This is a genomic window from Acinetobacter terrae, assembly GCF_002135195.1.
Classification (GTDB): Bacteria; Pseudomonadota; Gammaproteobacteria; order Pseudomonadales; family Moraxellaceae; genus Acinetobacter; species Acinetobacter terrae.
The window spans coordinates 120,192-143,843 of record NZ_NEGF01000007.1 but is presented as its reverse complement, the minus strand read 5'-3'; the positions used below and the strand labels follow the sequence as shown (position 1 = coordinate 143,843).

The 23,652-nt window shown below is 36.6% G+C and carries 22 protein-coding genes and 2 pseudogenes; 13 read left to right on the top strand and 11 right to left on the bottom strand.

Going from position 1 to position 23,652, the window contains the following annotated elements; all coding sequences use genetic code 11:
* Positions 1 to 15 precede the first annotated feature (15 nt).
* The 11 genes from B9T23_RS09780 to B9T23_RS09730 form a co-directional block, all read right to left on the bottom strand.
* On the bottom strand, positions 16 to 588 hold the full coding sequence (locus B9T23_RS09780) for a DNA-3-methyladenine glycosylase I (RefSeq protein WP_086193966.1): 573 nt from the start codon (positions 586 to 588) through the stop codon (positions 16 to 18).
* A gap of 21 nt (positions 589 to 609) precedes the next feature.
* A complete protein-coding gene (locus B9T23_RS09775; RefSeq protein WP_067725709.1) occupies positions 610 to 855 on the bottom strand; it encodes a hypothetical protein in 246 nt (81 codons plus the stop codon).
* A gap of 17 nt (positions 856 to 872) precedes the next feature.
* Positions 873 to 1,415, bottom strand: a complete 543-nt coding sequence (locus B9T23_RS09770) for a M23 family metallopeptidase (protein ID WP_086193965.1) — start codon at positions 1,413 to 1,415, stop codon at positions 873 to 875.
* A gap of 62 nt (positions 1,416 to 1,477) precedes the next feature.
* Positions 1,478 to 2,512 (bottom strand): A/G-specific adenine glycosylase, encoded by a 1,035-nt coding sequence (mutY, locus tag B9T23_RS09765; RefSeq protein ID WP_086193964.1) that lies wholly within the window; start codon positions 2,510 to 2,512, stop codon positions 1,478 to 1,480.
* 117 nt (positions 2,513 to 2,629) lie between these two features.
* The gene (locus B9T23_RS09760; RefSeq protein WP_067725715.1) at positions 2,630 to 2,992 is read right to left on the bottom strand and encodes an HIT family protein; all 363 of its coding nucleotides are present in this window, start codon (positions 2,990 to 2,992) and stop codon (positions 2,630 to 2,632) included.
* A gap of 86 nt (positions 2,993 to 3,078) precedes the next feature.
* Positions 3,079 to 3,819 carry a dienelactone hydrolase family protein gene (locus tag B9T23_RS09755; RefSeq protein ID WP_086193963.1) on the bottom strand — a complete coding sequence of 247 codons (741 nt, stop codon included), beginning with the start codon at positions 3,817 to 3,819 and terminating at the stop codon, positions 3,079 to 3,081.
* Positions 3,820 to 4,179: 360 nt separating this feature from the next.
* Positions 4,180 to 4,881 (bottom strand): FKBP-type peptidyl-prolyl cis-trans isomerase, encoded by a 702-nt coding sequence (locus B9T23_RS09750; protein ID WP_086193962.1) that lies wholly within the window; start codon positions 4,879 to 4,881, stop codon positions 4,180 to 4,182.
* Positions 4,882 to 4,930: 49 nt separating this feature from the next.
* Positions 4,931 to 5,635 (bottom strand): FKBP-type peptidyl-prolyl cis-trans isomerase, encoded by a 705-nt coding sequence (locus tag B9T23_RS09745; protein ID WP_067725948.1) that lies wholly within the window; start codon positions 5,633 to 5,635, stop codon positions 4,931 to 4,933.
* 312 nt (positions 5,636 to 5,947) lie between these two features.
* Positions 5,948 to 8,158 (bottom strand): polysaccharide biosynthesis tyrosine autokinase, encoded by a 2,211-nt coding sequence (locus B9T23_RS09740; protein WP_086193961.1) that lies wholly within the window; start codon positions 8,156 to 8,158, stop codon positions 5,948 to 5,950.
* A gap of 17 nt (positions 8,159 to 8,175) precedes the next feature.
* The gene (locus B9T23_RS09735) at positions 8,176 to 8,604 is read right to left on the bottom strand and encodes a low molecular weight protein-tyrosine-phosphatase (protein ID WP_067725723.1); all 429 of its coding nucleotides are present in this window, start codon (positions 8,602 to 8,604) and stop codon (positions 8,176 to 8,178) included.
* A gap of 1 nt (position 8,605) precedes the next feature.
* The gene (locus B9T23_RS09730; RefSeq protein ID WP_213033038.1) at positions 8,606 to 9,673 is read right to left on the bottom strand and encodes a polysaccharide biosynthesis/export family protein; all 1,068 of its coding nucleotides are present in this window, start codon (positions 9,671 to 9,673) and stop codon (positions 8,606 to 8,608) included.
* A gap of 298 nt (positions 9,674 to 9,971) precedes the next feature.
* Between B9T23_RS09730 and B9T23_RS09725 the strand changes: the two are divergent.
* From B9T23_RS09725 to B9T23_RS09665, 13 genes and pseudogenes are all read left to right on the top strand, one after another.
* Positions 9,972 to 10,782: pseudogene (locus tag B9T23_RS09725) on the top strand (DegT/DnrJ/EryC1/StrS family aminotransferase); the annotation flags it as partial.
* A gap of 57 nt (positions 10,783 to 10,839) precedes the next feature.
* On the top strand, positions 10,840 to 12,708 hold the full coding sequence (locus tag B9T23_RS09720; protein ID WP_086193960.1) for a polysaccharide biosynthesis protein: 1,869 nt from the start codon (positions 10,840 to 10,842) through the stop codon (positions 12,706 to 12,708).
* 127 nt (positions 12,709 to 12,835) lie between these two features.
* Positions 12,836 to 13,894, top strand: a complete 1,059-nt coding sequence (rfbB, locus tag B9T23_RS09715; RefSeq protein WP_067725727.1) for a dTDP-glucose 4,6-dehydratase — start codon at positions 12,836 to 12,838, stop codon at positions 13,892 to 13,894.
* Entirely contained in the window at positions 13,894 to 14,772 is an 879-nt protein-coding gene (rfbA, locus tag B9T23_RS09710) for a glucose-1-phosphate thymidylyltransferase RfbA (RefSeq protein ID WP_067725728.1), read from the top strand. Before rfbB ends, rfbA begins: the two co-directional genes overlap by 1 nt.
* Complete coding sequence (locus tag B9T23_RS09705; RefSeq protein WP_067725730.1) at positions 14,769 to 15,170, top strand: sugar 3,4-ketoisomerase; 402 nt, start codon at positions 14,769 to 14,771, stop codon at positions 15,168 to 15,170. The genes rfbA and B9T23_RS09705 overlap by 4 nt, the downstream gene beginning before the upstream one ends.
* Positions 15,167 to 15,889, top strand: a complete 723-nt coding sequence (locus B9T23_RS09700; RefSeq protein ID WP_067725732.1) for an N-acetyltransferase — start codon at positions 15,167 to 15,169, stop codon at positions 15,887 to 15,889. Before B9T23_RS09705 ends, B9T23_RS09700 begins: the two co-directional genes overlap by 4 nt.
* Before the next feature lie 408 nt (positions 15,890 to 16,297).
* A complete protein-coding gene (locus B9T23_RS09695) occupies positions 16,298 to 17,413 on the top strand; it encodes a DegT/DnrJ/EryC1/StrS family aminotransferase (protein WP_067725734.1) in 1,116 nt (371 codons plus the stop codon).
* Position 17,414: 1 nt separating this feature from the next.
* The gene (locus B9T23_RS09690; protein ID WP_067725952.1) at positions 17,415 to 18,671 is read left to right on the top strand and encodes an O-antigen translocase; all 1,257 of its coding nucleotides are present in this window, start codon (positions 17,415 to 17,417) and stop codon (positions 18,669 to 18,671) included.
* Positions 18,668 to 19,819 carry a glycosyltransferase gene (locus B9T23_RS09685; protein WP_067725736.1) on the top strand — a complete coding sequence of 384 codons (1,152 nt, stop codon included), beginning with the start codon at positions 18,668 to 18,670 and terminating at the stop codon, positions 19,817 to 19,819. Before B9T23_RS09690 ends, B9T23_RS09685 begins: the two co-directional genes overlap by 4 nt.
* A gap of 17 nt (positions 19,820 to 19,836) precedes the next feature.
* Positions 19,837 to 20,904 (top strand): EpsG family protein, encoded by a 1,068-nt coding sequence (locus tag B9T23_RS09680; protein WP_067725738.1) that lies wholly within the window; start codon positions 19,837 to 19,839, stop codon positions 20,902 to 20,904.
* Positions 20,905 to 20,920: 16 nt separating this feature from the next.
* Positions 20,921 to 22,063, top strand: coding sequence for a glycosyltransferase family 4 protein (locus B9T23_RS09675; protein ID WP_067725740.1), 1,143 nt, complete (start codon positions 20,921 to 20,923; stop codon positions 22,061 to 22,063).
* 87 nt (positions 22,064 to 22,150) lie between these two features.
* The gene (locus B9T23_RS09670; RefSeq protein ID WP_067725742.1) at positions 22,151 to 22,771 is read left to right on the top strand and encodes a sugar transferase; all 621 of its coding nucleotides are present in this window, start codon (positions 22,151 to 22,153) and stop codon (positions 22,769 to 22,771) included.
* Between the two features lie 51 nt (positions 22,772 to 22,822).
* Positions 22,823 to 23,486 (top strand): annotated as a pseudogene (locus tag B9T23_RS09665) (UTP--glucose-1-phosphate uridylyltransferase).
* The last annotated feature ends 166 nt before the right edge of the window (positions 23,487 to 23,652 follow it).

Sequence of the window (23,652 nt, the reverse complement as noted above, 5' to 3'; positions counted from 1 at the left end):
TATCTTGTTTGTGCTTTAAAATGATTTAAAAGAGCAGTGATTTTCATGATCATCGACCATACCGACCGCCTGCATAAATGAATAACAGGTGGTCGGTCCGACGAATTTAAAGCCTTTCTTTTTTAAAGCTTTGGAAAGGGCAACACTGATTTCTGTTTGGGCGGGTGCCTGACGATAATCTGGAACATCATTGTGTAGGGTTTGATCTGCAACAAAACTCCATAACCAGTCGCTGACATTGATCTGTTGCTGTTTTAATTCTTGGGTTAAATGTTGCCAGGCAATGGCATTGTCACGAATGGCTTTGAGCTTGCCGATATGGCGAATCAATCCTGCATCTTGGAGTTTATCTTCCAATTCGGTATCACTGAACTGGGCGATCTTGGCAATAGTGTATTGAAAGAAATGCTGACGATAGCTTTCGCGTTTTCTTAGTACCGTAATCCAGGACAAACCCGCTTGTTGTCCTTCCAGACACAGCATTTCAAATAAATGCGCTTCATTATGACTGGCTTTGCCCCACTCATGATCATGATAAGCGATGTAAAGAGGATCATTCGAGCACCAACCACAGCGTTGAATCGACATTTTTGATGCTCCTGAAGCGGCTTAAAGCTTAAATTCAGCCCATTGATCTTGTTGATTATCCCAGTAATAAAGCTCTGCCTGGGGCAAGTCGGTGAATTGAATCCACATGTCTTGTCCAGTTTTTTCGGCAAAACCAGTGCTAATCAAAAGCGCTTCCTCAGTGATTTCCATCACCCAACCTTGATGGCTTTGTCCAGCCAAAACAATTTTCTGTTGATTGCCTGATTCAGCAAATTCGACCAAACGATTGATCAGCGCTTCTGACATGAATAGTTCCTAAAAAATTAACGTAAATAAGGATAGGGGTTGACCACACCACGACCTTTACCCTCGAGGTAAATCCCATAGTGCAAATGCGGTGCCGTATGACGTGCGTTGCCCGTATTGCCGACATAGCCAATCAGCTCACCTTTTTTGACATAATCACCGACATTTAAGCCACGTTTATGCTCATCCAGATGGGCATAGTAATGCCAGGTTCCGCCAGGCCCCATAATCCAAACCACTTTACCACCCAAATTGTTATTGCGTAAGTCAGCAATTAAACCTTCTGTGGCACTCAGCACTTTTGTTCCACGTGGAGCCATAATATCAATGCCTTCATGGGTGCGGCCACTACTACGGGAAGCCCCCCAGGTATCCTTTAACTGTCTGGCTTTGATGTTTTTTACCGGAATAGGCAATGACGATTTCAGCTGCATACTTTTCAGCTTTTGTACTTGAGCAGGCGGAAGCGGTATTGTTGAGGTTTTTTTTGGACTTGAGGTACATGCAGCAATCCATAGCACACTAAAACCAAGTAATAATGCATAAATAAAACGAAGCACTGTTCATCCTTTTTTCATTCTAATCTATGTGAAAATTCTTTGAATAACAGTGCCTGACTATGTCATAAATTTATGGCAGAGATCAATTTTTTCATCGCCGTGGGAATGCCCATTTCGGTTGCAATTGGTGCAGCTAACCAGCTACCCCCTAATTCAATGGAAAGATGTTCTTGTTGATCCGCATCAGCCTCAAAGCAGATGGCTTCAAGCTGCCAGGTGAAATGAGTAAAGCTATGTGTGATTTCAGCTCGTTGGATGACTTTTTTGAGTCCCAATGTTTGGCACAGAGTTTCAAACTCAACTGGATTTTCAATAATTGGCAAGCACCATAAACCACCCCATAAGCCGCTATTCGGACGTTGTTGCCATAACCATTGATCATTCGACTGAATCACCAAGACCTGTGCCGATTTGATAGGCACGGCTTTTTTTGGCTTTTTAAACGGCAGTTCGGTTTCTAAACCTTGTTGATGTGCTTTGCAGTGAGGCTGCATCGGACAATATAAACACAGCGGTTTTTTCGGCGTACATACGGTTGCGCCCAAGTCCATAATTGCTTGGGTATAGTCGTGATTTCGCTCAACAGGGCAAAGCTGTTGTGCTAGTTGCCACATCGCGCGTTCATGTACAGGTTTAGACAGATCATCTTCAATGGCAAAGAAACGCGCCAATACCCGCTTTACATTGCCATCCATAATGACGCCGTATTGACGTAAACCCAGCGACATGAGTGCACCGGCAGTCGAAGGACCAATTCCGGGAAGTTCAATCCATTGTTCTAATGTGGCTGGAAAATGACCCTGACGTGCCACAATTCCCGCAGCTTTATGTAAATTCCGTGCGCGCGCGTAGTAACCCAGCCCTGCCCAATAGGGTGCAACATCATCCCAACTGGCTAGGCCTAAATCTTTAACTGTTGGAAAGCGTGCGATAAAGCGATCAAAATATTGCAGCACGGTTTTGACTTGGGTCTGCTGTAACATAATTTCAGATACCCAAACCTTATATGGATCATCTACCACTTGCCACGGCAAATCATGACGACCATGGACATCGAACCAGGAAAGAAGAGCATCGGAAAAAGAAAACTGTGACATGCGAACCGCGTATTTGGAATAGATGAATAGTATAGCGAAAACTGTGCAGCATTGCGGTTGCGAACAGACATAAAAAATGATGCCACAGCATCATTTTTGAATCAGTAGGATCTATTTTTATTTACTGGTCATGCCCCAACGCTCATCCAGTTTTAAGGTTTGACCTTCATAGCGTGGAATAATATGAATATGTAAATGTTCAGATGCTTCACCAAACACACTGCCATCATTGAAACCAATATGAAAGCCAGAAGGGTGGTGGCGCAACTGAAGCTCATTACGTGCAAGCTCAAGTAAAGACATTAAGCTTTTACGTTCTTTGTCGGTAACGTCGAAAAAAGAGCTGACATGGCGTAGAGGAACAATGACAGAGTGACCTTTAGATAATGCATTCGGCTCAGGAAAAATCACACCAAAGTCATTTTTATCAATGATGTCATATTCATCAAAGTTGCAATATGGGCAGTTGTTTTCAGTCATTATTCTATCCTCTTTAAAAATACAATTTTTAAAATATCCAGCTCACTGGATGGGTAAAGATGGCACAGCCATATTTACCTTCATTGCTATTCACCAAGTCGCTTGTTTAATAATTCGTACATGGCAGATAAGCCTTGTTGTTCTGCGGCTGCATTATAGCCAAGATCAACACCATTGGCTTTGGCACGTTCATCTGCAAGTGGGTTACTAAAGCCATGTTTGGCACCTTCAAAGATCATCACTTCATGCTCGACTTGAGCCGCCTGCATTTCTTCTTTAAAGCGTGCAACATCATCTAAACTGACCATGCTGTCGAGTTCTCCGTGGAGAACTAAAATTTCAGCTTTTACTTTTCCGGGCTGTGCTGGTGCTTTCGGAATCAATGTGCCGTGGAACGTGACCACCGCTTGTAAAGGTGCACCAGAGCGTGCCAGATCAAGCACAACTTTGCCACCATAGCAGAAGCCTACAGCAGCCAGTTTATCTGCATTTACTTCTTCTTGCGCTGCTAATGTCGCTAAACCTGCAGACGCACGAGTCACAATTGTTTCAGGATCTTCAAAGGTTTGCATCATCCATTTACTGGCTTGTGGTACTGCAGTGGTTACTTTTTTATCACCATACATATCAATAGCAAGCGCTGCATAGCCATGTTCAGCGAGCTCACGTGCACGCTGTTCGGTGTATTCATTTCGTCCCCACCATTCAGGCGCTACAATCACGCCCGCGACTGGTATTTCCGATTCAGGCGCTGTAAAGTATCCAATCAAATTAGTTCCATCTGCAGCAGTGTACTGAATTTCGCGAGTTTTGATTGTTAGAGCCATTGATTCAATCCTTGTTATTGGTGAAGAAAGTGTATTGATGAAAACATAGAAATAAAGCATCTTTGAAGATTGTACAAGATCGATTTATTTTGACTGCATACTATTATCAATAAATTGCAACATGCTATTAGCTAAGATAACTTTAAAATATAAAAATTTGATAAGTATATATTTTTTATTATATTATGCAGTTTGGCAGGGGGAGTATACATCGCTTAAAAAAGAAGAAATGCTTTTATATTGAAAGCCAATATTGGGAAATAGATTGATTAAATCATGAAAAATAGCGAGGAGGGAATGAGCATTATTTTTTGCTCAAATTGACCTGCCCGCTACTTTTTAATATGGGTTAAATAAGGGTTATTTAGTCGATTTAGGTAAGACTTCAAGAAGTTCTACATCAAAAATTAAAGTGCTATTCGGTTCGATTACATCACCAGAGCCAATTTGACCATAGCCAAGTTGTGCTGGAATGAAAAAGCGATACTGAGCACCTTCTTTCATCAGTTGTAAGCCTTCAGTCCAGCCTTGAATGACTTGACTGACTTGAAATTCAGCCGGTTGATTCCGGGCAATTGAGCTGTCAAAAACTGTACCGTCTATTAAACGACCTTCATAATTGACTTTGACAACGGAATTGGCTTGAGGCGATTTCCCTGTGCCTTGTTTTAATATTTGATATTGCAAACCAGACTTAGTGGTTTGCACGCCTTGTTTTTTAGCATTGGCTTTTAAAAATTCTGCCTCGATTTTGGCATTGGCATCTGCTTTTTGTTTCAGCTCAATAAGCTGTTTTGCATCACTGAGCTTTTTATGTTGGGTCAGAACGCGCGCCATTTCCTCATCGGTGAGAGCAGATTTACCGCCTTGAGCTGCGGTCTTTAAACCGAGCATGAAAGCATCTAAGTCTAAATCTTTTACAGATTCAGCATTGCTGCGCCCCATTAAGTAACCAAAGCTGTAGCCGACTTGTTCATTTAAGCTACTGGTATTGGTCACGGGTTTTGCAAAGCTAGCCGTGGTAAAAAGGCAGAAACAAAGCAATGTTATAAGTGTTTTCATTCTCTTATCCCAAGATAAATAAGGAGAGCAAAAGCTCTCCTTGAATTTTTTATTTTACTTTAATCAGTTCAACATCAAAAATTAGGGTACTGTTGGCAGGAATCATTCCCGGCACACCTTGTTCACCATAGCCCAATTTTGAAGGGATATAAAGAGTCGCTTTACCGCCTTCTTTCATCAATTGAAGACCTTCAGTCCAACCCGGAATGACTTGATTTAATGGGAATTCAATCGGTTCACCGCGTTCAATTGAGCTATCAAATACTTTACCGTCAACCAATTGGCCTTTGTAATGTACGGTCACCATAGAGTTAGCAGCAGGTTGTTTACCTGTACCTTCTTTGGTGATTTTGTACTGTAAGCCTGAAGCCGTGGTTTTTACACCTGGTTTTTTCGCATTTTCAGTTAAAAAAGAATCGCTAGCTGTTTGTACTTGCTGTGCTTGCTGAACTTGCTTCTGTTGCATTTCCTTTTGGAATTGCTCATAAGCTTGTTGAAGTTCTTGTTCTGTATAAGCTGGTTTATTTCGAGCGTGACCTTCACGTACACCGGTAACAAAGCTATTGATATTTAATTCAGGTGGTGTTTGATGTGCAACTTCGTAGCCTAAAGCATAACTAATTTTCTCAACAGCAGAAGCATTCTTTGATGCTTTTGATGTTACAGAAGCTGGGTTTTGAGTTGCATAATAAACAGGTATAAGTGCAGCACCGCCTAAAAGAACAGCGACAGCGATGGGTAAGGCTTTACTCATAGGTTTTCCCAAATTCATTTTATATTCAAAAGTTGCATTAATTTTAGCAGACTTTTCTATCCAACACGTTTAGAGGAAGCCGTATTGTACAGAAATCCAATATATTCTTATCAAGCCAGTTATTCTATAACAGACTGAATATATAAAACATTTTTAATACAATTAAATATCAATTTTTTATCTACTTTAGAGAGTGAATTATAAATTTTTTGCTTTGATCCTGATTTGTTTATAAACCAAATTATTTTTAGATTAAGATCATCTTAAAAAGAAAAAGCCAGTGAAAATCACTGGCTTTCACAATAAATAATTTCAATTGAGATGAACCAAATCTGTTTTATCCTTGTCTTTCGAGGCTTTATAGCCATAGGCATAGTTATAACCATAACCGCGAGTACCACGTTGAATATTATTCAGAATAAAGCCATTCACTTTAACATTGGCCTGTTCAAAACGATTCAAGGTTAATTCCAGTTCTTTCATCTGTGATTTTGCATAACGCGCAATGACTAAATTAACGCCGGCATATTGTGAAATGATAATCCCATCGGTCACGGCCAGTACCGGGGGAGTATCAATAATAATATGGTCATAGTTGGGTGAAAGTTGTTCTAGCATGGCTGCAAATTTTGCCGAGCTTAAAAGTTCGGAAGGATTCACCGGACTCTTGCCACGCGTCATCACCTCTAGATTGTGAACTTCAGTGGGCTTAATAATATTTTCAAGACTTTGCTGGGTATTATTTAAATATTCAGCCAGACCCGGTTGGTTGTCATTGTTGAAATATCGATGCAAATAACCCCGGCGCATATCGCCATCAATGATCAGGACGCGTTTATTACTTTGCGCTAAAATCGTGGCCAGGTTGGTAGAAATAAAGGATTTGCCTACTTCGGGCGCAGGACCTGAAATCATAATGATATTGTTTTTCGCCTGACTCATGGCAAAGTGAATCGCGGTACGCATGCTGCGTAAGCTTTCAATCGCAATATCGTCCCCATTTTTAATCGCTAAAATAGGCACATGTTTTTTCTTTTTCAGCAGTTTAATACGGCTTTCTTGGATCGGTGAATGAGGAACCGTGGCATATACCGGTAAATCCAGCTCATTTTCAATCTGACTGGAATCCTTAATGCCCGAACGCATCATATTGCGCACTAGAGCTACCAAGGTACCCAAGAAACCACCCGCAAAAAGAGAAAGAGCTAATACTATGAGTTCTTTAGGTTTAATAGGTTCAATAGGAAGGACCGCAGTATCCACAACACGCACATTACCAATTTCCCCTGCTTTGGCAATACGGAGTTGCTGGTAAGAATTGAGCAATGCGGTATAGAGCTGGGTTTTAACCTCAACCTCACGGTACAACTGTAAATAGCGACGTTGTAAATCAGGCAGTTGTTTTAAGGTCTCATTCAACTCGCCAATTTTTTTATTAATCGCTCCCAGCTGGGCATTCATTTGCTGCATCGCGGGATGTTCGTTGGTATATTTGGCCGCCATTTCAGCCTGTTGCTGTTGGAGTTGCGATTTTTGCGTCTCCAGGGTAATACTTTGGGTTAAATACAGTTCAGATTCTTTGGTCACATCCACGGTATTATATTGCTGACGGAATGTATTAAATTCACGTTCTGCAAGATCCAGCTGCTGTTTTAATTCAGGCAACTGTTCATCGAGAAATTTAAGCGTTTGGGCGGTTTCAGCAGAACGACGTTCAATATTTTGTTGGCTATACGCCACCAGAATGGAGTTCAGAACTTTGGTGATATGTTCCTTGTCCTGACCTTGATAATTCAGACCTAAAATACCGGTCAATTTGCCTTTTTCAGCCACTGAATAATTCTTTGTAATAGCAAGCATCGCCCCAGGCAAAGACATTTTTTGGATATTATAAGTGCCTTTAAGTGGGTCTGGGGTATAGATCGCCACTTTCCAGGTGCCATGGGCTGAAGCATACTGGCTTTCCTGATTGGTCGGGGAACTAAACAGGATTTGCTTGGTTTTTTTATCGGTTAAGGTAAATTTACTGGCATTAAAATCCAGCAGAAGATCCTTGTCCAGGTAATACGCTGGAACTTCAAATTTTCGAACCTCAAAAGACTTGGCATCATCCTGGAATATAACGGATTTGGCCTGATAGTTGGTTTGATAATCATGCGGGCTGAGTAACCGGTCAAAAAAGCGGTTTTCTGTTCCGGAAATTTTTACATCCAGGTTTAGGTTTTTAATCACCGAACCCAGCACTAACCGTGATTTCAGCAGTTCTATTTCAGCTTGAGCCGGCTGTTTCTGCTCAATCATGCTGGACAGATCACCCAATAACGCGGCAGAGGTGCCTTTGTTTTCTTCGACTTGTACCAATGCATCGACTGAATAAGTGTCGGGTGTGGCTCTTAAATATAATAATGCACACAATAAACTTAAAATCACACACAGTGCGATGAGTTTCCATTGAGCAATGAGTGAAAAAAACAGCTCTTTTAAATCAATGGGATCTTCGGTTAAACTATTTTTTTCGTTCATAATTATTATTCAAAAAGTTAAATATGTTGTTTCCAATCAGCAATACAATTTTGTATGAGCTGACACGTCTCATCAAACACAGCCTGATCGTGTTTGTACGGGTCAGGTACATTCTTGCTTTGCCAATACCCCAGACGGAAAGTCTTGCCTTTAGCAAAAGGCCAGATTTGTTCTAAATGCTTTTGCTGATTTTGGCTCATCACCAAAATCAAGTCCGCTTTTTTAATAAGCTCGGTATTCAACTTTTGGGCAATATGCGGCTGCATATCGATGCCTAAATGCTGCATACATAATTGTGCTTTTTTATCTGCAGCATGGCCGATCAAACCGGAAATACCAGCGGACTCAATATGAAGCTGCGGATACTGCTGTTTTAAAAAGTATTCCGCCATCGGGCTGCGGCAGATATTGCCCACGCACACCACAAGAATATTGCGAATATTCATGTTAATTGCCCAAATAATAGGCAGTATTAACAAGACTGGAAAAAGGAACGATTTGATTAATCACACGTTGCCAACGAGCCAAGCCTGAAGCATCGACATAGACAATATCATTGCTGCGCATTTTGAATTTATTGGCTAAACCAAAATCAGCAATGCTGGTTAAATCCAAGTGATAAATTTCTGTCATCGGGTTGCTTGGACTGCTGCGGACCACATAGATTTTACTGCGGCTGGCAGAGAGCGGATTCAAGCCTAAACTTTCACCCAAAACATCACTTAAGCTCATGCCTTGATCACGAAGTGGAACAGGTTGATTTTGCCCGGATTCCCCCATGACATAAATTTTTTGATTTTCTTTAGAGTTTACATAAATGGTGTCATTGGGTTGAATCAACAGGTTATGTAAAGAGTAGCCTGATTTTTCCAATTCAATGCTATTTAATGTAAAGGTTTGACCCTGGCGTACCAGCGTGATCGAAGTATTGTCACCCAATTGTGTGTTTACACCTCCGGCTAAGCCTAATGCAGTATAGAGACTTACAGGCTGGTCACTTAAGTAAAACTGTCCACCACGCATAACATTGCCTTGCACAGAAAAGCGCTGACCTTGATAGGACAGTACGCGTGCAATCACATCGGGTGTTTTTAAATAACGGGAAAGCTGGCTACGTAATTCCTGATTGACCTGGGTTAATGATTTTCCGGCAGCCTTATAACGACCAATCATAGGAAACTGGATATAGCCATTCTGGTCAATTTGATAACCATTGGCTTGAGCTGATTGCTCACTACTCACTGAACTTGTAGAAGGAGTTATATCTGGATAAGCCCAAAGATAAATAGAAAGAATATCGCCAGGACTTAAATAGTAGTGGCGAGGCTGAACATTAAATAAATGCGCAAAGTTTTGCTGATTATATTGGACTAGTTGAATTGCAGTAAGTGTTTCCTGAGATAAGCGGACGACATTGACTTGAGTGCCTAAATCGGTTTGATAAACGCCTTGTAAAGGTAAATCATAGGTTTGCAGACCAGAAGTAATTGCGCAGCCGGTCATTCCCAATGTCATTGCTGCAATTAAACTATAATGATATAAGTTCACTCTATATAAAATCCCATTTATAAAAATTATTATGTGGTTGTAATTTGTTTATTTTGCTAATTTAAATTTGTATTTTTTATAGCTTTATTTTCTTGAATATATCAAAATTACGATTAAATTATAAGCTTTTTAATTTAAAAAATATGGGGCAAATTGTAAGAAATTTTCTCAGAATTATGTGGATATATGGTTTTTATCTTATTTTATTGATTTTTAATAATAAATTTTATTTTATATTTAGTGAAGCTTGTAGGGTAAGTTTTATCTAATCACATCGAATACGAAAGCGATTATTTGTGTGCATTTGATGGACTGGATGTGTGAGATGGATCCAATCATGCAATTGGCTGAGAAAAAAGCTTATTCGTGAGTGAAGATTTGCCCAAGTGCTTGGCGCGATGTATAAAGGCAAATCTGCCGGTTCAATTGGTCATATCGGTGCATGGTCATTCTGCCAAGATCACGACCACTGACGGTGAAAGCGGTATGGTCACCACCAATGACGAAACGCTTTGGAAAAAATGTGGTTCTATAAAGATCATGATAAAATTTTGACAGCGTGTATCACAAACAGCATCCGTCAGGATTCCGTTAGCTGCATGATTCATTTGGCAGCAACTGGCGCATGATGGAAATGCAAGCCGTGATTGGTCGTCTTCAGTTGAAAAAGATACCGGAATGGACTGGGAAACATAATGCCAGCATGGCATTGATTCAAGCGGCTTTTGAAAAACAGTCCTTATTTTAATGTAGCAAAACCACCATCAGATTATTTGCATGCAGCCTATAAATGTTATGTATAGGTGAATATTAATGCCTTCCTAAAAGGCTGGTCACGTGACCGTATCGTGGCAGAAATCAATGTGCTAAGGGTATCGTATTTTAATAGGTCATGTTAGAAGTGTATTTGGAAAAAGCCTTTGATGGGGCACCGTGGCATCCTGAGTAGAGCCTTACCAATGCACAGCAGTTGGGTGGAACAAGTTTAATATTTTTGGTGCATCTTAACTCTGTTTGAACAAAGCCTGCAAAAAAAAACGGTTGATATCATTCAAAAAGTGATCAGTCAAATTTAAAATAACGGGGCGTATACTCTACGCCATAATGTATTTATTTCTTTCTTCGAGTCCTTTGTGAAAGACATTATTGGATATTTAGCATCTTTGCCGCGTCGTCAAAAACAGATCGTGTTAATGGCGATGGATATCTGTGTTTTTCCATTCATGATGTGGTTAGCCTATGCTATTCGTCTGGCGCGCCCGAATGTTGAAGTGATGCAAGGACTTGAATTTTGGTATTCTTATGTTGGGATTTTGGGTATTCTGATTTTTGCCTTGCTCGGCATTTATAGTGCGATTGTCCGTTCATTTAATGAAGATTATTTGCTGCAGATCTCCATCGGTACATTTATTCAAATTGTAGCTCTATATACCATTAAAAAATTAGATTGGGCTTTTATTCCAATGAGTATTCCACTCATGTACGGCTTTATGCTGTTTTCATGGATGTGGTGGAGTCGGGCAGTCATTCGTTATGCCACACTGAAAACCTTTGCAAAAAAACAAAATCGTAAACGCGTCGCGATTTATGGTGCGGGTCTTGCAGGTCAACAAATTGCCGCAGCTTTATTTCGTTCAGATGATTATTTACCAGTGTGTTTTATTGATGATAAATCCTCACTCCAAGGTCAGTCTTTAAGTGGTTTAAAAATTTATTCACCAAAGCGAGCTTCAAATAAATTAGGTAAATTTGCGATTGAAGAAATTTTATTGGCGATGCCCTCGGTAGGTCGAGCACGAAAAAAAGAAATCATAGAATCCTTTGAGCTGGCTGATGTCAAAATCATGGAATTACCGGGTGTGACCCAATTGATTGATGGTCAGGTACAAGTTTCAGATATCCATGAGGTTGATATTATTGACTTGCTTGGTCGTGATCCTGTACCGCCAAAGCCAGAGCTGCTCGAGAAAAATATTAAAGATAAGGTAGTGATGGTCACAGGGGCGGGGGGATCAATTGGCTCCGAACTTTGCCGTCAAATCGTGAAACATCAGCCGAAACTTTTAGTGTTGTTTGAGATGTCGGAGTTTGCACTGTATTCCATTGATCGTGAATTACAGAGCTCGGGTATTCAAGTGATTCCAATATTAGGTTCTGTCACCAATCAAGCCAAACTTGAAAGAATTATTGATCAATATCAAGTACAAACTGTTTATCATGCGGCCGCGTATAAGCATGTGCCTTTGGTAGAGGCAAATCCTTTTGAAGGTATTTACAATACCTCTATTGGTACTGCACGCAGTGTTGATGCAGCGGTGAATCAAGGTGTAGAAACCTTTGTCTTAATTTCCACAGATAAGGCTGTGCGTCCAACGAATGTGATGGGTGCCTCTAAAAGGATGGCGGAATTATATTGCCAAGGTTTAGCTGCAACTAGCCCTAAAACACAGATCAGCATTGTACGTTTTGGTAATGTCTTAGGTTCTTCTGGTTCTGTTGTGCCGTTGTTTAAAAAGCAGATTGCGCAAGGTGGACCCGTTACTGTTACTCATCCTGAAGTGACGCGTTACTTTATGACCATTCCTGAAGCTGCGCAGCTCGTGATTCAAGCAGGTGCTATGGGTACAGGCGGTGATGTGTTTTTATTGGATATGGGTGAGCCAGTTAAGATTGTAGACTTGGCTAAACAAATGATTCGTCTTAGTGGCTTTAGACCAATGGATGAAAATGGTACTGGAGATATTGCAATTCAGTTTACAGGCTTGAGACCCGGCGAAAAGCTGTATGAAGAACTGCTGATTGATCATGAAGAGGTTCAAACCACAGGCCACGAGCGGATTTTAAAGTCTTTTGAAAAACATGCTTCACTAGATATGCTCCAGCCGATTTTTAGACAACTTGATAATATTAAAGAGGATCAAAAAAATCTTGAATGGTTGCTGAATCAATTAGAATATTTTGTAGATGGATATAATTGTCGAAAAAGTGTACACATTCATTAGATTTTCACATACAATCTTTATAAGTATTAAAAATTAAAAAAATTGATTAAAAAAATTCAAGTTAAGTATAAAAAAATTGCATTATTGATTGTTTTTTATTCAATACAAGAAAAATAAGGTTGAATTTATGAAAATAATAATTACTGGAGGCGCAGGTTTTATAGGATCTGCAGTAATCCGTCATATCATTCAGACTACAAACCATGAAGTATTAAATGTAGACAAGTTAACGTATGCGGGTAATCTTGAATCACTTAGTTTGGTAGATCAAAACCCTAGATATCATTTTAGCCAAACGGATATTTGTGACCGTGTTGAATTAGATAAATTATTTGAAATTTTTCAGCCTGATGCAGTGATGCACCTGGCAGCAGAGTCTCACGTGGATCGTTCAATTTCAGGTCCTTATACATTCATTAAAACTAATATCATTGGAACCTATACTTTACTTGAAGTAGCGAGAAAGTATTGGTTACAGTTGGATGAAAAGCGTCAGGCTGAGTTTAAGTTTCATCACATTTCAACAGATGAAGTTTATGGTGATTTGGAAGGAACAACAGATCTGTTTACTGAAACAACATCTTATGCCCCAAGCTCTCCTTATTCTGCAAGTAAAGCAAGCTCAGATCATTTAGTGCGAGCATGGCATAGAACTTATGGCTTACCGACTATAGTGACCAATTGTTCAAATAATTATGGTTCTTATCATTTTCCTGAAAAGCTCATTCCTTTAGTTATTCTAAATGCTTTAGAGGGTAAATCTTTGCCTATTTATGGTAAAGGAGATCAAATTCGTGATTGGCTGTTTGTTGAAGACCATGCTCAAGCTTTATATAAAGTCGTGACTGAGGGTGTTGTAGGAGAAACTTACAATATTGGTGGTCACAATGAAAAGCAAAATATAGAAGTGGTTAAAACCATTTGTAAAATATTGAATGAGTTAAAGCCACAGTCAAATGGTCAGCAATATGAATCACTGATTACATTTGTTAAAGACCGTCCTGGGCATGATTTGCGTTATGCAATTGATGCTACAAAAATTGGCAATGAATTGGGATGGAAACCAAAAGAAACGTTTGAAACAGGTATTCGTAAAACTGTTGAATGGTATTTGAATAATTTAGATTGGTGCCGTCGAGTTCAAGATGGTAGTTACCAACGTGAAAAATTGGGTAGAAGTGCATAATGAATACAAAGGGTATTATTTTAGCAGGCGGTTCAGGTACACGTTTATATCCAATTACTAAGGGTGTATCTAAACAATTATTACCAATCTATGATAAACCAATGGTTTATTACCCTTTGTCAGTATTGATGCTTGCTGGTATTCGAGAAGTTCTCGTTATTAGTACACCAGAAGATATTGACGACTTTAAACGGTTGTTAGGGGATGGTTCTCAATTAGGCGTTGAATTAACTTATGCGGTTCAACCTAGTCCAGATGGTTTGGCTCAAGCCTTTATTCTTGGAGAAGAGTTTATTGGCGACAGTAATGTTTGCTTAGTCTTAGGTGATAATATTTTCTATGGTCAAGGTTTTACACCGATGTTACGTCAAGCTGTTTCTCGCCAAAAAGGTGCAACAGTATTTGGTTATCAAGTCAAAGATCCGGAACGTTTTGGGGTGGTTGAATTTGATAGTGAAAAACGCGCAGTTTCCATCGAAGAAAAACCGAAACATCCAAAATCGAACTATGCTGTAACGGGTTTGTATTTTTATGATAATGATGTGATTCAAATTGCTAAACAGGTCAAACCATCCGATCGTGGTGAACTAGAAATTACAACAGTAAATCAAATGTACTTAGAGCGCGGCGACTTAAATGTAGAGTTACTTGGTCGTGGTTTTGCTTGGTTAGATACAGGAACACATGCAAGTTTGTTAGAAGCTGCACAATTTGTAGAGACCCTTGAAAAGCGCCAAGGTTATAAAGTTGCATGTTTAGAAGAGATTGCTTTGAATAATGGATGGCTATCTAAAGAAAAAGTTTTAGAAATTGGTCAAAACATGAGTAAAAATGATTATGGGCAATATTTGATTTCATTGATAGGTGAAGATTTATGAGTCTCGTAGAATGGATTCAACTTCCTAACTTGGGAGATCATAGAGGGGCTTTAGTCGTTGCTGAGGCTGATAAACATATCCCTTTCGAGATTAAAAGACTCTATTATATTTTTGGTATTCAACCTGATCTTCCACGCGGCTTTCATGCTCATAAAGAACTTCAGCAAGTTGCTTTTTGTATTCAAGGCAATTGTAAGATGTTGATGGATAACGGTATAAAAAAGGAAGAAGTTTTGTTGAACCAATCTAACAAGGGGTTAAAAATTCCCCCAATGGTTTGGCATGAAATGCATGACTTTTCACAGGACTGTATTTTACTTGTGCTCGCAAATGAGCATTACGATGAATTTGACTATATTCGTAATTATGAAGACTTTAAGATGAGGGGGGCAAAATGACAATTCATCATACAGCTATTATATCTCCAAAAGCTAAAATTGGTGCAAATGTTGAAATAGGGCCGAACACTATTATTTATGACAATGTAGAGATTGGTGATAATACGATTATTGGAGCATTTTGTGAGATGGGTGTTGCAAATTGTCTCTCGAAAGGGGTGCCTTTGATTATTGGTAAAAATTCGAATATACGCTCCCATAGTATTTTTTACGAAGGTTCAACTTTTGAAGAAGGGTTGATGACTGGTCATCGAGTGACCGTGCGAGAGTTGGTAAAAGCAGGAAAAAATTTACAAATTGGTACTTTGTCGGATTTACAAGGACACTGTGAAATTGGGGATTATGTGAGATTTCATAGCAATGTTCATATTGGGCAACATAGTAAAATCGGTAATTTTGTTTGGATTTTTCCTTATGTTGTTTTAACGAATGACCCCCATCCACCAAGTAATACTATGTTGGGTGTTACAGTTGAAGATTATGCATTAATTGCAACTATGAGTGTAATTTTACCAGGAGCGGTAATTGCTGAAGGTTGCTTGATTGGAGCGCATAGTTCAGTGAAAGGGAAAACTGAAAAGCATAGTATATATGTGGGTAGCCCAGCTAAAAGCGTAGGTCCTACATCTAGGATTAAATTAGAGGATGGATCTGATGCATATCCTTGGACAAAGCATTTTAAAAGAGGTTATCCAGAGGATGTGATTAAGAACTGGTAATTTGAATAATTAAAGGAAAATAACTTACAAAGTATTTATACATCTGAACTCTGATGTTCAACTTAATAAAAAAAGTGCAAGTATTGGTGAAAATACCACCATATTGTCTAATATTACAATTGATAAAAAAGCTTTAATCGGAGCTGGTGTTTTAGTTACCAAAGATTGCCCAGACTTTGCAATTGTTGTCAGCATCTAGCAGGCGTTAAACCAGATAGAAACTTTATAAAAAGTAAGTGAAAAATCTATTAAATAAAACTAACGTAATTTTTAAAATTTATCGATGCTGAAATTTCTATTCACTATAAGGTCGAAAAAACAAAGATTTTGAATTAAAAAATAACTGTTTAGATCGTATAAATGTCGGTTTAACCCCATAAAATCAATTATTAAAGGGTATATTGAAAAATGATCCCATTTTTAGATTTACAAAGTATTAATAAACAGTATAGAGCTGAATTGATCGAAGCATGTACACGAGTGATTGACTCGGGCTGGTATATTGGTGGAAAAGAGCTGGAACAATTTGAGCATAAATTTGCAAACTATTGTGGAACACAATTTGCGATTGGTGTTGCAAATGGTTTGGATGCATTAATTCTGACACTTAACGCTTGGAAAGAATTAGGAAAGTTAAAGGATGGTGATGAAGTTATCGTTCCATCGAATACTTATATTGCAAGTATTTTAGCGATTACGGCAAATAACTTAACTCCAGTTTTAGTTGAACCAGATAATCAAACTTACAATATTGATCCTATAAAAATTGAAGAAGCAATAACTTCTAAAACTAAAGTAATTTTACCCGTTCATTTATATGGTCAATTGGCTCAAATGCCAGAAATTATGGAGATTGCAGATAAGTATAATTTACTTGTTTTAGAAGATTCAGCACAATCACATGGTGCTGAAATAGATGGAAAAAAAGCAGGAAATTGGGGCGATGCTTCAGGTTTCAGTTTTTATCCTGGTAAGAATTTAGGGGCTTTAGGCGATGCCGGTGCTGTAACAACGAATGATCAAGAACTTGCACAAATGTTATATGCATTGCGCAATTACGGCTCTCATGAAAAGTATAAAAATTTAGTGCCTGGCATGAACAGCCGGCTAGATGACATTCAGGCAGCGATGCTGGATATTAAGTTAAATTTTTTGGATAGAGAAGTGAATCATCGCCGTGAGATTGCCAATTTATATTTAACACAAATTAAAAATCCTGAAATTATATTGCCTCTGTCCAATGTAGATGCAACTCAATATCATCAGCATGTTTGGCATTTGTTTGTAATTCGTTCAAAAAATCGTATAGCGTTGCAAAAATATTTAGCAGATCATGGTGTACAAACCTTAATCCATTACCCGCTTCCTCCGCACAAGCAGCAAGCTTATAAAGAATGGAATAATTTAAGTTATCCAATCTCTGAACAAATTCATGAAGAGGTGATTAGCTTACCTATTAGCCCAACTTTAAGTTTGAAAGAGGCTGAAAAAGTGATTCAGCTTTGTAATGGTTTTAAAGTCTGAAATGACTTTATTCAAGACCAGTATATTAAACGGGATTGCTGTATTAATTAAAACAGCAACCATGTTTATATTGAATAAAATATTAGCTGTATATGTTGGTCCTTCAGGTTATGCAGCGATAGGTCAATTTCAAAACTTTATTCAAATGATCACGACTTTTGCTGGAAGTGCAGTGAATACAGCAGTGGTTAAGTACACTGCTGAATATCATGAAGATGAAACAAGGCAAAGGGCAGTCTGGAAAACAGCAGGCAGTTTTGTCTCAATCTTTAGTTTTATTTTTACTTTTCTGGTATTAATTTTTCACCAAAAATTATCATTGTTGATATTTAAAACAGAAGCTTATGGTTCTGTTTTAATATGGTTTTCAGTATTTCTGATTTTTTTTAATTTAAACGCACTTTTACTGGCGATCTTAAATGGTAAAAAAGAAATAATAAAGCTGGTTGTGGCAAATATTTCTGGCAGTTTATTTTCTTTGGTGATCACTGGGGTGCTTGCAGTAATGTTTGGATTGTATGGTGCACTGGTTGCACTGTCTATTTATCAATCACTGAATTTTATTGTGACTTTATATTTAAGCTATAGGTCGGAATGGTTTGATTTTTCATATTTTTTTGGGAAAATTGATCGTAATATTGCAAAAAAAATTATTGCTTTTGCTGCAATGGCATTAATTAGTGCCATTTGTGTACCATTATCTCAAATGGTGATTCGCGGTTATCTCATCCATGAATACAGTGCTGCGTATGCAGGTTATTGGGAAGCGATGATACGTTTAAGTACTGGGTATCTCATGTTGGCCACTACAACATTAGGTGTTTATTACTTGCCAAGGTTATCAGAGCTGACAAATGTGCAAGATATTAAAAAAGAAATTTATTTGGGTTATAAACTAATATTTCCTTTGGCTGTATTTGGTGGAATCATTATATATGCAATAAAAGATTGGATTATTCAATTGCTTTTTAGTGCTGCATTTTTACCTATGCGCGAGCTGTTTCTATGGCAGATGATGGGTGACTCACTTAAAATTGGTAGTTGGATTTTAGCTTATCTGATGTTGGGTAAGGCTATGACAAAGTTGTTTATAGTTACGGAAATAACCTTTACCTGCAGTTCTATTGTTTTAACTTATTTATGTACCCAATATTTTGGTTTTAAAGGTGTTTCTATTGCACATTTAGTAAATTATGCGCTGTATTGGGGAAGTCTAAGTTATTTTATATTTGCAAAGATGGGTGAAAAAAAATTATGAAAATATTGTTGATTGGTGAATATTCTGGTGTACATACTAATTTAGCAAAAGCATTGAAAAATAAAAAAATAGAACTTACTACAGTAAGTGATGGTGATGCATATAAAAAATTTCCTGCAGATATATTTATAAAGTATGATAGAAAAGAGCTAAAAAATAGGCATTTAAATTATATATTTAAATTTTATTATTTGATATTGATTTACACAGGTTTATTAGGTGTTTTTCAAATTTTAAAATATGTGGAAAAGATAAAATCATTAAAAAATTATGATGTTGTACAAGTAATAAATCCTATTGCATTGTCTGGTTTTGGTTCAATAGTGAATCTATTTTTTATGAAATTTATTATAAAAAATAATAAAAAAGTTTTTTTATGTTGTTTAGGTGATGATTATGTGTGGGTTAAGGGGAGTATAAAAAATAAAAAATTTAAGTCTATGTTCCACTTGATGAGTTTGAAAAATTTTGAACAATATGTACCATCCTTAAAATATACTCATGGGTTTTTATATAAAAAATTAAATTTTCTTTTAATAAATGAAAGTAAGAATTTAATACCTGGTTTATATGATTATTATCACCATTATAAAGATTTTGAAAAGTGTACTGAAATACATCCAGTCCCAATTGAAGTTGATAATAATATATTAGCATTAAAGTTTACAAAATATCCTATTAATATTTTTCATGGTTGGCAACCAAACAAAGAATATAGAAAAGGAAACTTTATTTTTGATGAAGCTGTAAGGAAGCTGTTAAGAAAATATCCAGATAAAGTTATTTACAATGTGGTAGGCGGGCTACCTTATGAAGAATATATTAAGACTTTTAATGATGCTCATATTTTCTTAGATCAATGTATGAGTATGGATCAAGGTGTTAATGCTTTAGTTGCGATGTCTAAAGGTAAAGTTGTTTTCTCTGGATTATGTGATCAATTAAAAGATTATTATAATTTAAGTGAAAATGAACTTCCAGTAGTTAATTCTATACCAGATGTAGATTATCTATATAAAAAGCTCGAAGATTTTGTTCTTAATCCTAATAAATTAGAAAGTTATTCATTTAACGCAATAGAGTTTATAAAAAATAAACACAATATGGAGAAAGTAGCGGACATGTATTTAAATGTTTGGTCGAAGTAATTTTTTGAGGAATTATAATGGCTATTTATTGGGTTCTTTGGCTGTTTATAGTATTTTTTTCATTTATTGGTACTTCTAAATACTACGAATTAAAAATATTATTTTTTTTATTTAATTTTGTCTTGTTTTTATTTATTGGTTTCAGATTTGAAGTTGGGGGGGATTGGTTCAACTATATAGAAATGTACGAGCTTTTTAAGAGTAGTTATAGCTATGAGTCAATTTTTTTGACTGATATATCATATGGATTAATAAATTATATAAGTGTTTTTTTAGGTTTTGATGATACTATTTTTGTAAATTCGATATGTGCGCTAATTATTATTGTATGTATACTTTTTTCATCACTTGATTTTAAGAATCGATGGGTATTGCTTTTGGTGCTGTTTCCATATTTTATTATCGTTGTAAGTATGGGGTATACGAGACAAGCCGTAGCTGTAGCAATATCTTTTTTATTTTTTAAAAGTATAATAGATAAAAAGATAATAAAATCTTCGATTTTATTTTTATTTGCAATTTCTTTTCATAAAAGTACAATGTTTTTATCTCTATTTTTTCCTTTACTTTTTTTATATAAATATAGTGGGTTTAGGTTTTTTGTTTATTTTTACTACTTTTTTATCTTTATTATTTTAAATTTTTTAATATATTATTTTATTGACTATGGTAATCAATATTTATCGGTTGATGGTGAAATGCAATCCAGTGGTTTTTATTTTAGGATGTTGTTTTACTTCATACCTGCTATTTTGTATTGGTTTTATATTAGAAAAATATTTGATAATTATATGAGAATGATATTTGATTTATTTTTATTTTTATTTTTATTTTTATTAATATTGGGATGGGTATTTTCTACTCTTGCTGACAGGTTTAGCTTGTATCTTATGTTTTTTAATTTTTATGTAATTGGTAAAACACTGAATTATGGTAAGGCAGATATTCGATATTCTTTAATAATTTTTGTTTCTATATTTTATAGTTTATATATGTATGTGTGGTTTAGTTTTGGAACATGGTCTTCATCTTGGATACCATACTCTAATTATCTTATAAATTTTATATCTGAAAGTGTATTTTAATAGGGTAGAATTAATAATGAAAAGTATTGTTATAATTGGTACAACCTCATCAAACCTGTATCTATTTAGGAAAGACTTTATAGTGTCATGTTTAAATAAGGGGATGATAGTACATACTTTTGTATCTGAACCGCATGATTATTGGGATGATAAAATTGAAAAAACTGGTGCAATTTTGATTAAGTATCAAATGAATCGAGGAGGTTTGAATCCATTTTCGGATCTTTTTTCATTATTTCAATTGAAATCAAGTGTTAATAAAATAAAGCCAGATATTGTTTTTTCATTTTTTACAAAGCCTGTAGTTTATGGTTCATTGGCTGCTAAACTAGCAAAGACTCCAAAAATTATTGGTATGATTGAAGGTTTAGGATCTCCTTTTACTGAACATAAAAATGGTTATAATTTTAAAATGAAATTGGTAAGATTTTTCCAAGTTTCACTTTATAGAATTGCCTTTCCATTTTTAGATAAAATTATTTTCTTAAATAAAGATGATCCTATTGACTTAATTAATAATAATAAAATTTATCATAAACCAAATGCCGTAGAAGTTTTAGGTCCAATAGGTTTAAATTTGGACGATTATCCGTACAAGCTTTGGGATGAATCACAAGAAGTTTCTTTTATTTTTGTTGCGAGATTACTTGTTGAGAAAGGTATTTACGAATATTTAGAGGCAGCTAAAATAGTAAAAGAAAAATATCCGAATATTATATTTAAAGTTGTTGGTGGAATTGATTCAAAAAACCCATCCGGACTTACTAAGCAGGAATTAGATAAAATTATTGCTACTGATATTATTCATTATATAGGTTTTAGTAATAAGGTAGCTGAAGAGATTAAAAATAGCACAGTTTTTGTTCTCCCCTCATATAGAGAGGGTGTGCCAAGGAGTACACAAGAAGCAATGGCTATAGGACGCCCCATTATTACTACTGATGTACCTGGTTGTCGCGATACAGTGTTGGACGGAGTTAATGGTTTTCTGGTTCCCAAATGGGATGTAAAAGCACTTGTTGATAGAATGTGCTTTTTTATCGGAAATCCTGAACAAATTAACATTATGGGTAAAGAAAGTTATAAAATTGCTTGTGCGCAGTTTGATGTTGATAAAGTGAATAAAAAATTATCTAAAATTATGGGCATCAATGATTGAAAAGAAAGTTATAAAATTGCTTGTGCACAGTTTGATGTTGATAAAGTGAATAAAAATAAATAAAAATTATAGGTGTAAATTATTGATATGAAACGTTTAATTGATATAATTGTTGCGCTAACGGCATTGCTGATCTTATCGCCTGTATTTATTCTAGTTGCATTTAAAGTACGGAAAAACTTAGGTTCGCCAATTTTCTTTTACCAAGAACGTCCTGGTAAAAACGGTACACTTTTTAAAATGATTAAGTTCCGTTCTATGAGGGATGCAGTAGATAAAGATGGCAATCCTTTACCTGATAAATTTCGTATCACGTCATTTGGACAAAAGTTGCGTTCTACGAGCTTAGATGAAATGCCTCAGCTTATTAATGTTTTAAAAGGGGATATGAGCGTTGTTGGACCTCGTCCTCAAATGAAAGAATTTCTAGAACATTATACAGCTGAACAAATGCGACGACACGAAGTAAAACCTGGTATGACAGGGCTTGCTCAGGTGAGTGGACGCAACAATTTATCTTGGGAAGAAAAATTTGAATTAGACGTGCAATATGTTGAACAGCATACAGTTTGGCTTGATTTTAAAATTATGTTTAAAACCGCTAAAGTAATGTTAACTCAAGAGGGAATTAATGCTCCTGATCAGGAAGTTGGTGCTGCACGGTTTTCAAGTAAAAGTATTACGAACACCAAGTTATTTAAAAAATAGGTAAATATATTTTCTTTTAATTTTCAAATATTTAAATAGAATTATCAAAAAGTGATTCTCCTTGTTGCAGGTTTAGGTACTTGGTTCTTACCTGCAAGTAAGTCGATTCCCAAAGAAATGGTCACTGTAGTAGATCGTCCTGCGATTGAATATGTGGTATGCGAGGCAGTTGCAGCGGGAATTGAGCAAAGCAGTGATTGGGATGATGATTTTGCTGTATTATTTCCAGATGTATTGCTTAAAGATGATCAAGTTGAAAATAATCTAGCGAAAATGATTGCATGTTTTGATGAAGTTAAAGCCTCCAAAATTATGGTGGAAGCGGTTCCGATCATCTGGTGGATCAATATGGAATTGTTGATGTTAAGCATTCATCGAATGAAGGTGAAAGTATCGTGATGCAAGGTATTGTAGAGAAGCCTGGAGTAGGAACAGTACCATCAAACTTAGCCTGTTGTTGGGCATTATATTTTACCTGCTAAAATCATGCAATTACTTGAAAATAAAAAGAAAGGTACAGGGAGTAAAATTCAACTGACCGATGGCTATTGCCCTGCTTCAGGAAAAAGAAACTGTTGAAGCCTATCGTATGAAAGGTCAAACCTTCGATTGCGGTAGCAAATTAGGTTATTTAAAAGCAGTATTGCATAATGGTGTAGATCATCCAAAATTGGGTGAAGATTTTAAAGCCTTAATTAAAGAACTCGAATTATAAAATTAGGAGCTTCTATGAAAGTTACGGTATTTGGTCAAACCCTTTATTCAGGTGTAATGGTGGCTTTATTGGCAGAGTGTGGATATTGGTACGATGTATTAAAAAAGCATCATTGAGGAAATTGCCAACCAGCTGTTACCGATTTTAAATGGTGATGTGCAAGACA

Coding starts and splice junctions, on each gene's coding strand:
- B9T23_RS09780 (WP_086193966.1), bottom strand. CDS start 588: ATGTCGATTCAACGCTGTGGTTGGTGCTCGAATGATCCTCTTTACATC.
- B9T23_RS09775 (WP_067725709.1), bottom strand. CDS start 855: ATGTCAGAAGCGCTGATCAATCGTTTGGTCGAATTTGCTGAATCAGGC.
- B9T23_RS09750 (WP_086193962.1), bottom strand. CDS start 4,881: ATGAAAACACTTATAACATTGCTTTGTTTCTGCCTTTTTACCACGGCT.
- B9T23_RS09700 (WP_067725732.1), top strand. CDS start 15,167: ATGACAATTCATCATACAGCTATTATATCTCCAAAAGCTAAAATTGGT.
- B9T23_RS09690 (WP_067725952.1), top strand. CDS start 17,415: ATGACTTTATTCAAGACCAGTATATTAAACGGGATTGCTGTATTAATT.
- B9T23_RS09735 (WP_067725723.1), bottom strand. CDS start 8,604: ATGAATATTCGCAATATTCTTGTGGTGTGCGTGGGCAATATCTGCCGC.
- rfbA (WP_067725728.1), top strand. CDS start 13,894: ATGAATACAAAGGGTATTATTTTAGCAGGCGGTTCAGGTACACGTTTA.
- B9T23_RS09670 (WP_067725742.1), top strand. CDS start 22,151: ATGAAACGTTTAATTGATATAATTGTTGCGCTAACGGCATTGCTGATC.
- B9T23_RS09695 (WP_067725734.1), top strand. CDS start 16,298: ATGATCCCATTTTTAGATTTACAAAGTATTAATAAACAGTATAGAGCT.
- B9T23_RS09730 (WP_213033038.1), bottom strand. CDS start 9,673: ATGACATTGGGAATGACCGGCTGCGCAATTACTTCTGGTCTGCAAACC.
- mutY (WP_086193964.1), bottom strand. CDS start 2,512: ATGTCACAGTTTTCTTTTTCCGATGCTCTTCTTTCCTGGTTCGATGTC.
- B9T23_RS09745 (WP_067725948.1), bottom strand. CDS start 5,635: ATGAGTAAAGCCTTACCCATCGCTGTCGCTGTTCTTTTAGGCGGTGCT.
- B9T23_RS09740 (WP_086193961.1), bottom strand. CDS start 8,158: ATGAACGAAAAAAATAGTTTAACCGAAGATCCCATTGATTTAAAAGAG.
- B9T23_RS09755 (WP_086193963.1), bottom strand. CDS start 3,819: ATGGCTCTAACAATCAAAACTCGCGAAATTCAGTACACTGCTGCAGAT.
- B9T23_RS09680 (WP_067725738.1), top strand. CDS start 19,837: ATGGCTATTTATTGGGTTCTTTGGCTGTTTATAGTATTTTTTTCATTT.
- B9T23_RS09675 (WP_067725740.1), top strand. CDS start 20,921: ATGAAAAGTATTGTTATAATTGGTACAACCTCATCAAACCTGTATCTA.
- B9T23_RS09685 (WP_067725736.1), top strand. CDS start 18,668: ATGAAAATATTGTTGATTGGTGAATATTCTGGTGTACATACTAATTTA.
- B9T23_RS09705 (WP_067725730.1), top strand. CDS start 14,769: ATGAGTCTCGTAGAATGGATTCAACTTCCTAACTTGGGAGATCATAGA.
- rfbB (WP_067725727.1), top strand. CDS start 12,836: ATGAAAATAATAATTACTGGAGGCGCAGGTTTTATAGGATCTGCAGTA.
- B9T23_RS09760 (WP_067725715.1), bottom strand. CDS start 2,992: ATGACTGAAAACAACTGCCCATATTGCAACTTTGATGAATATGACATC.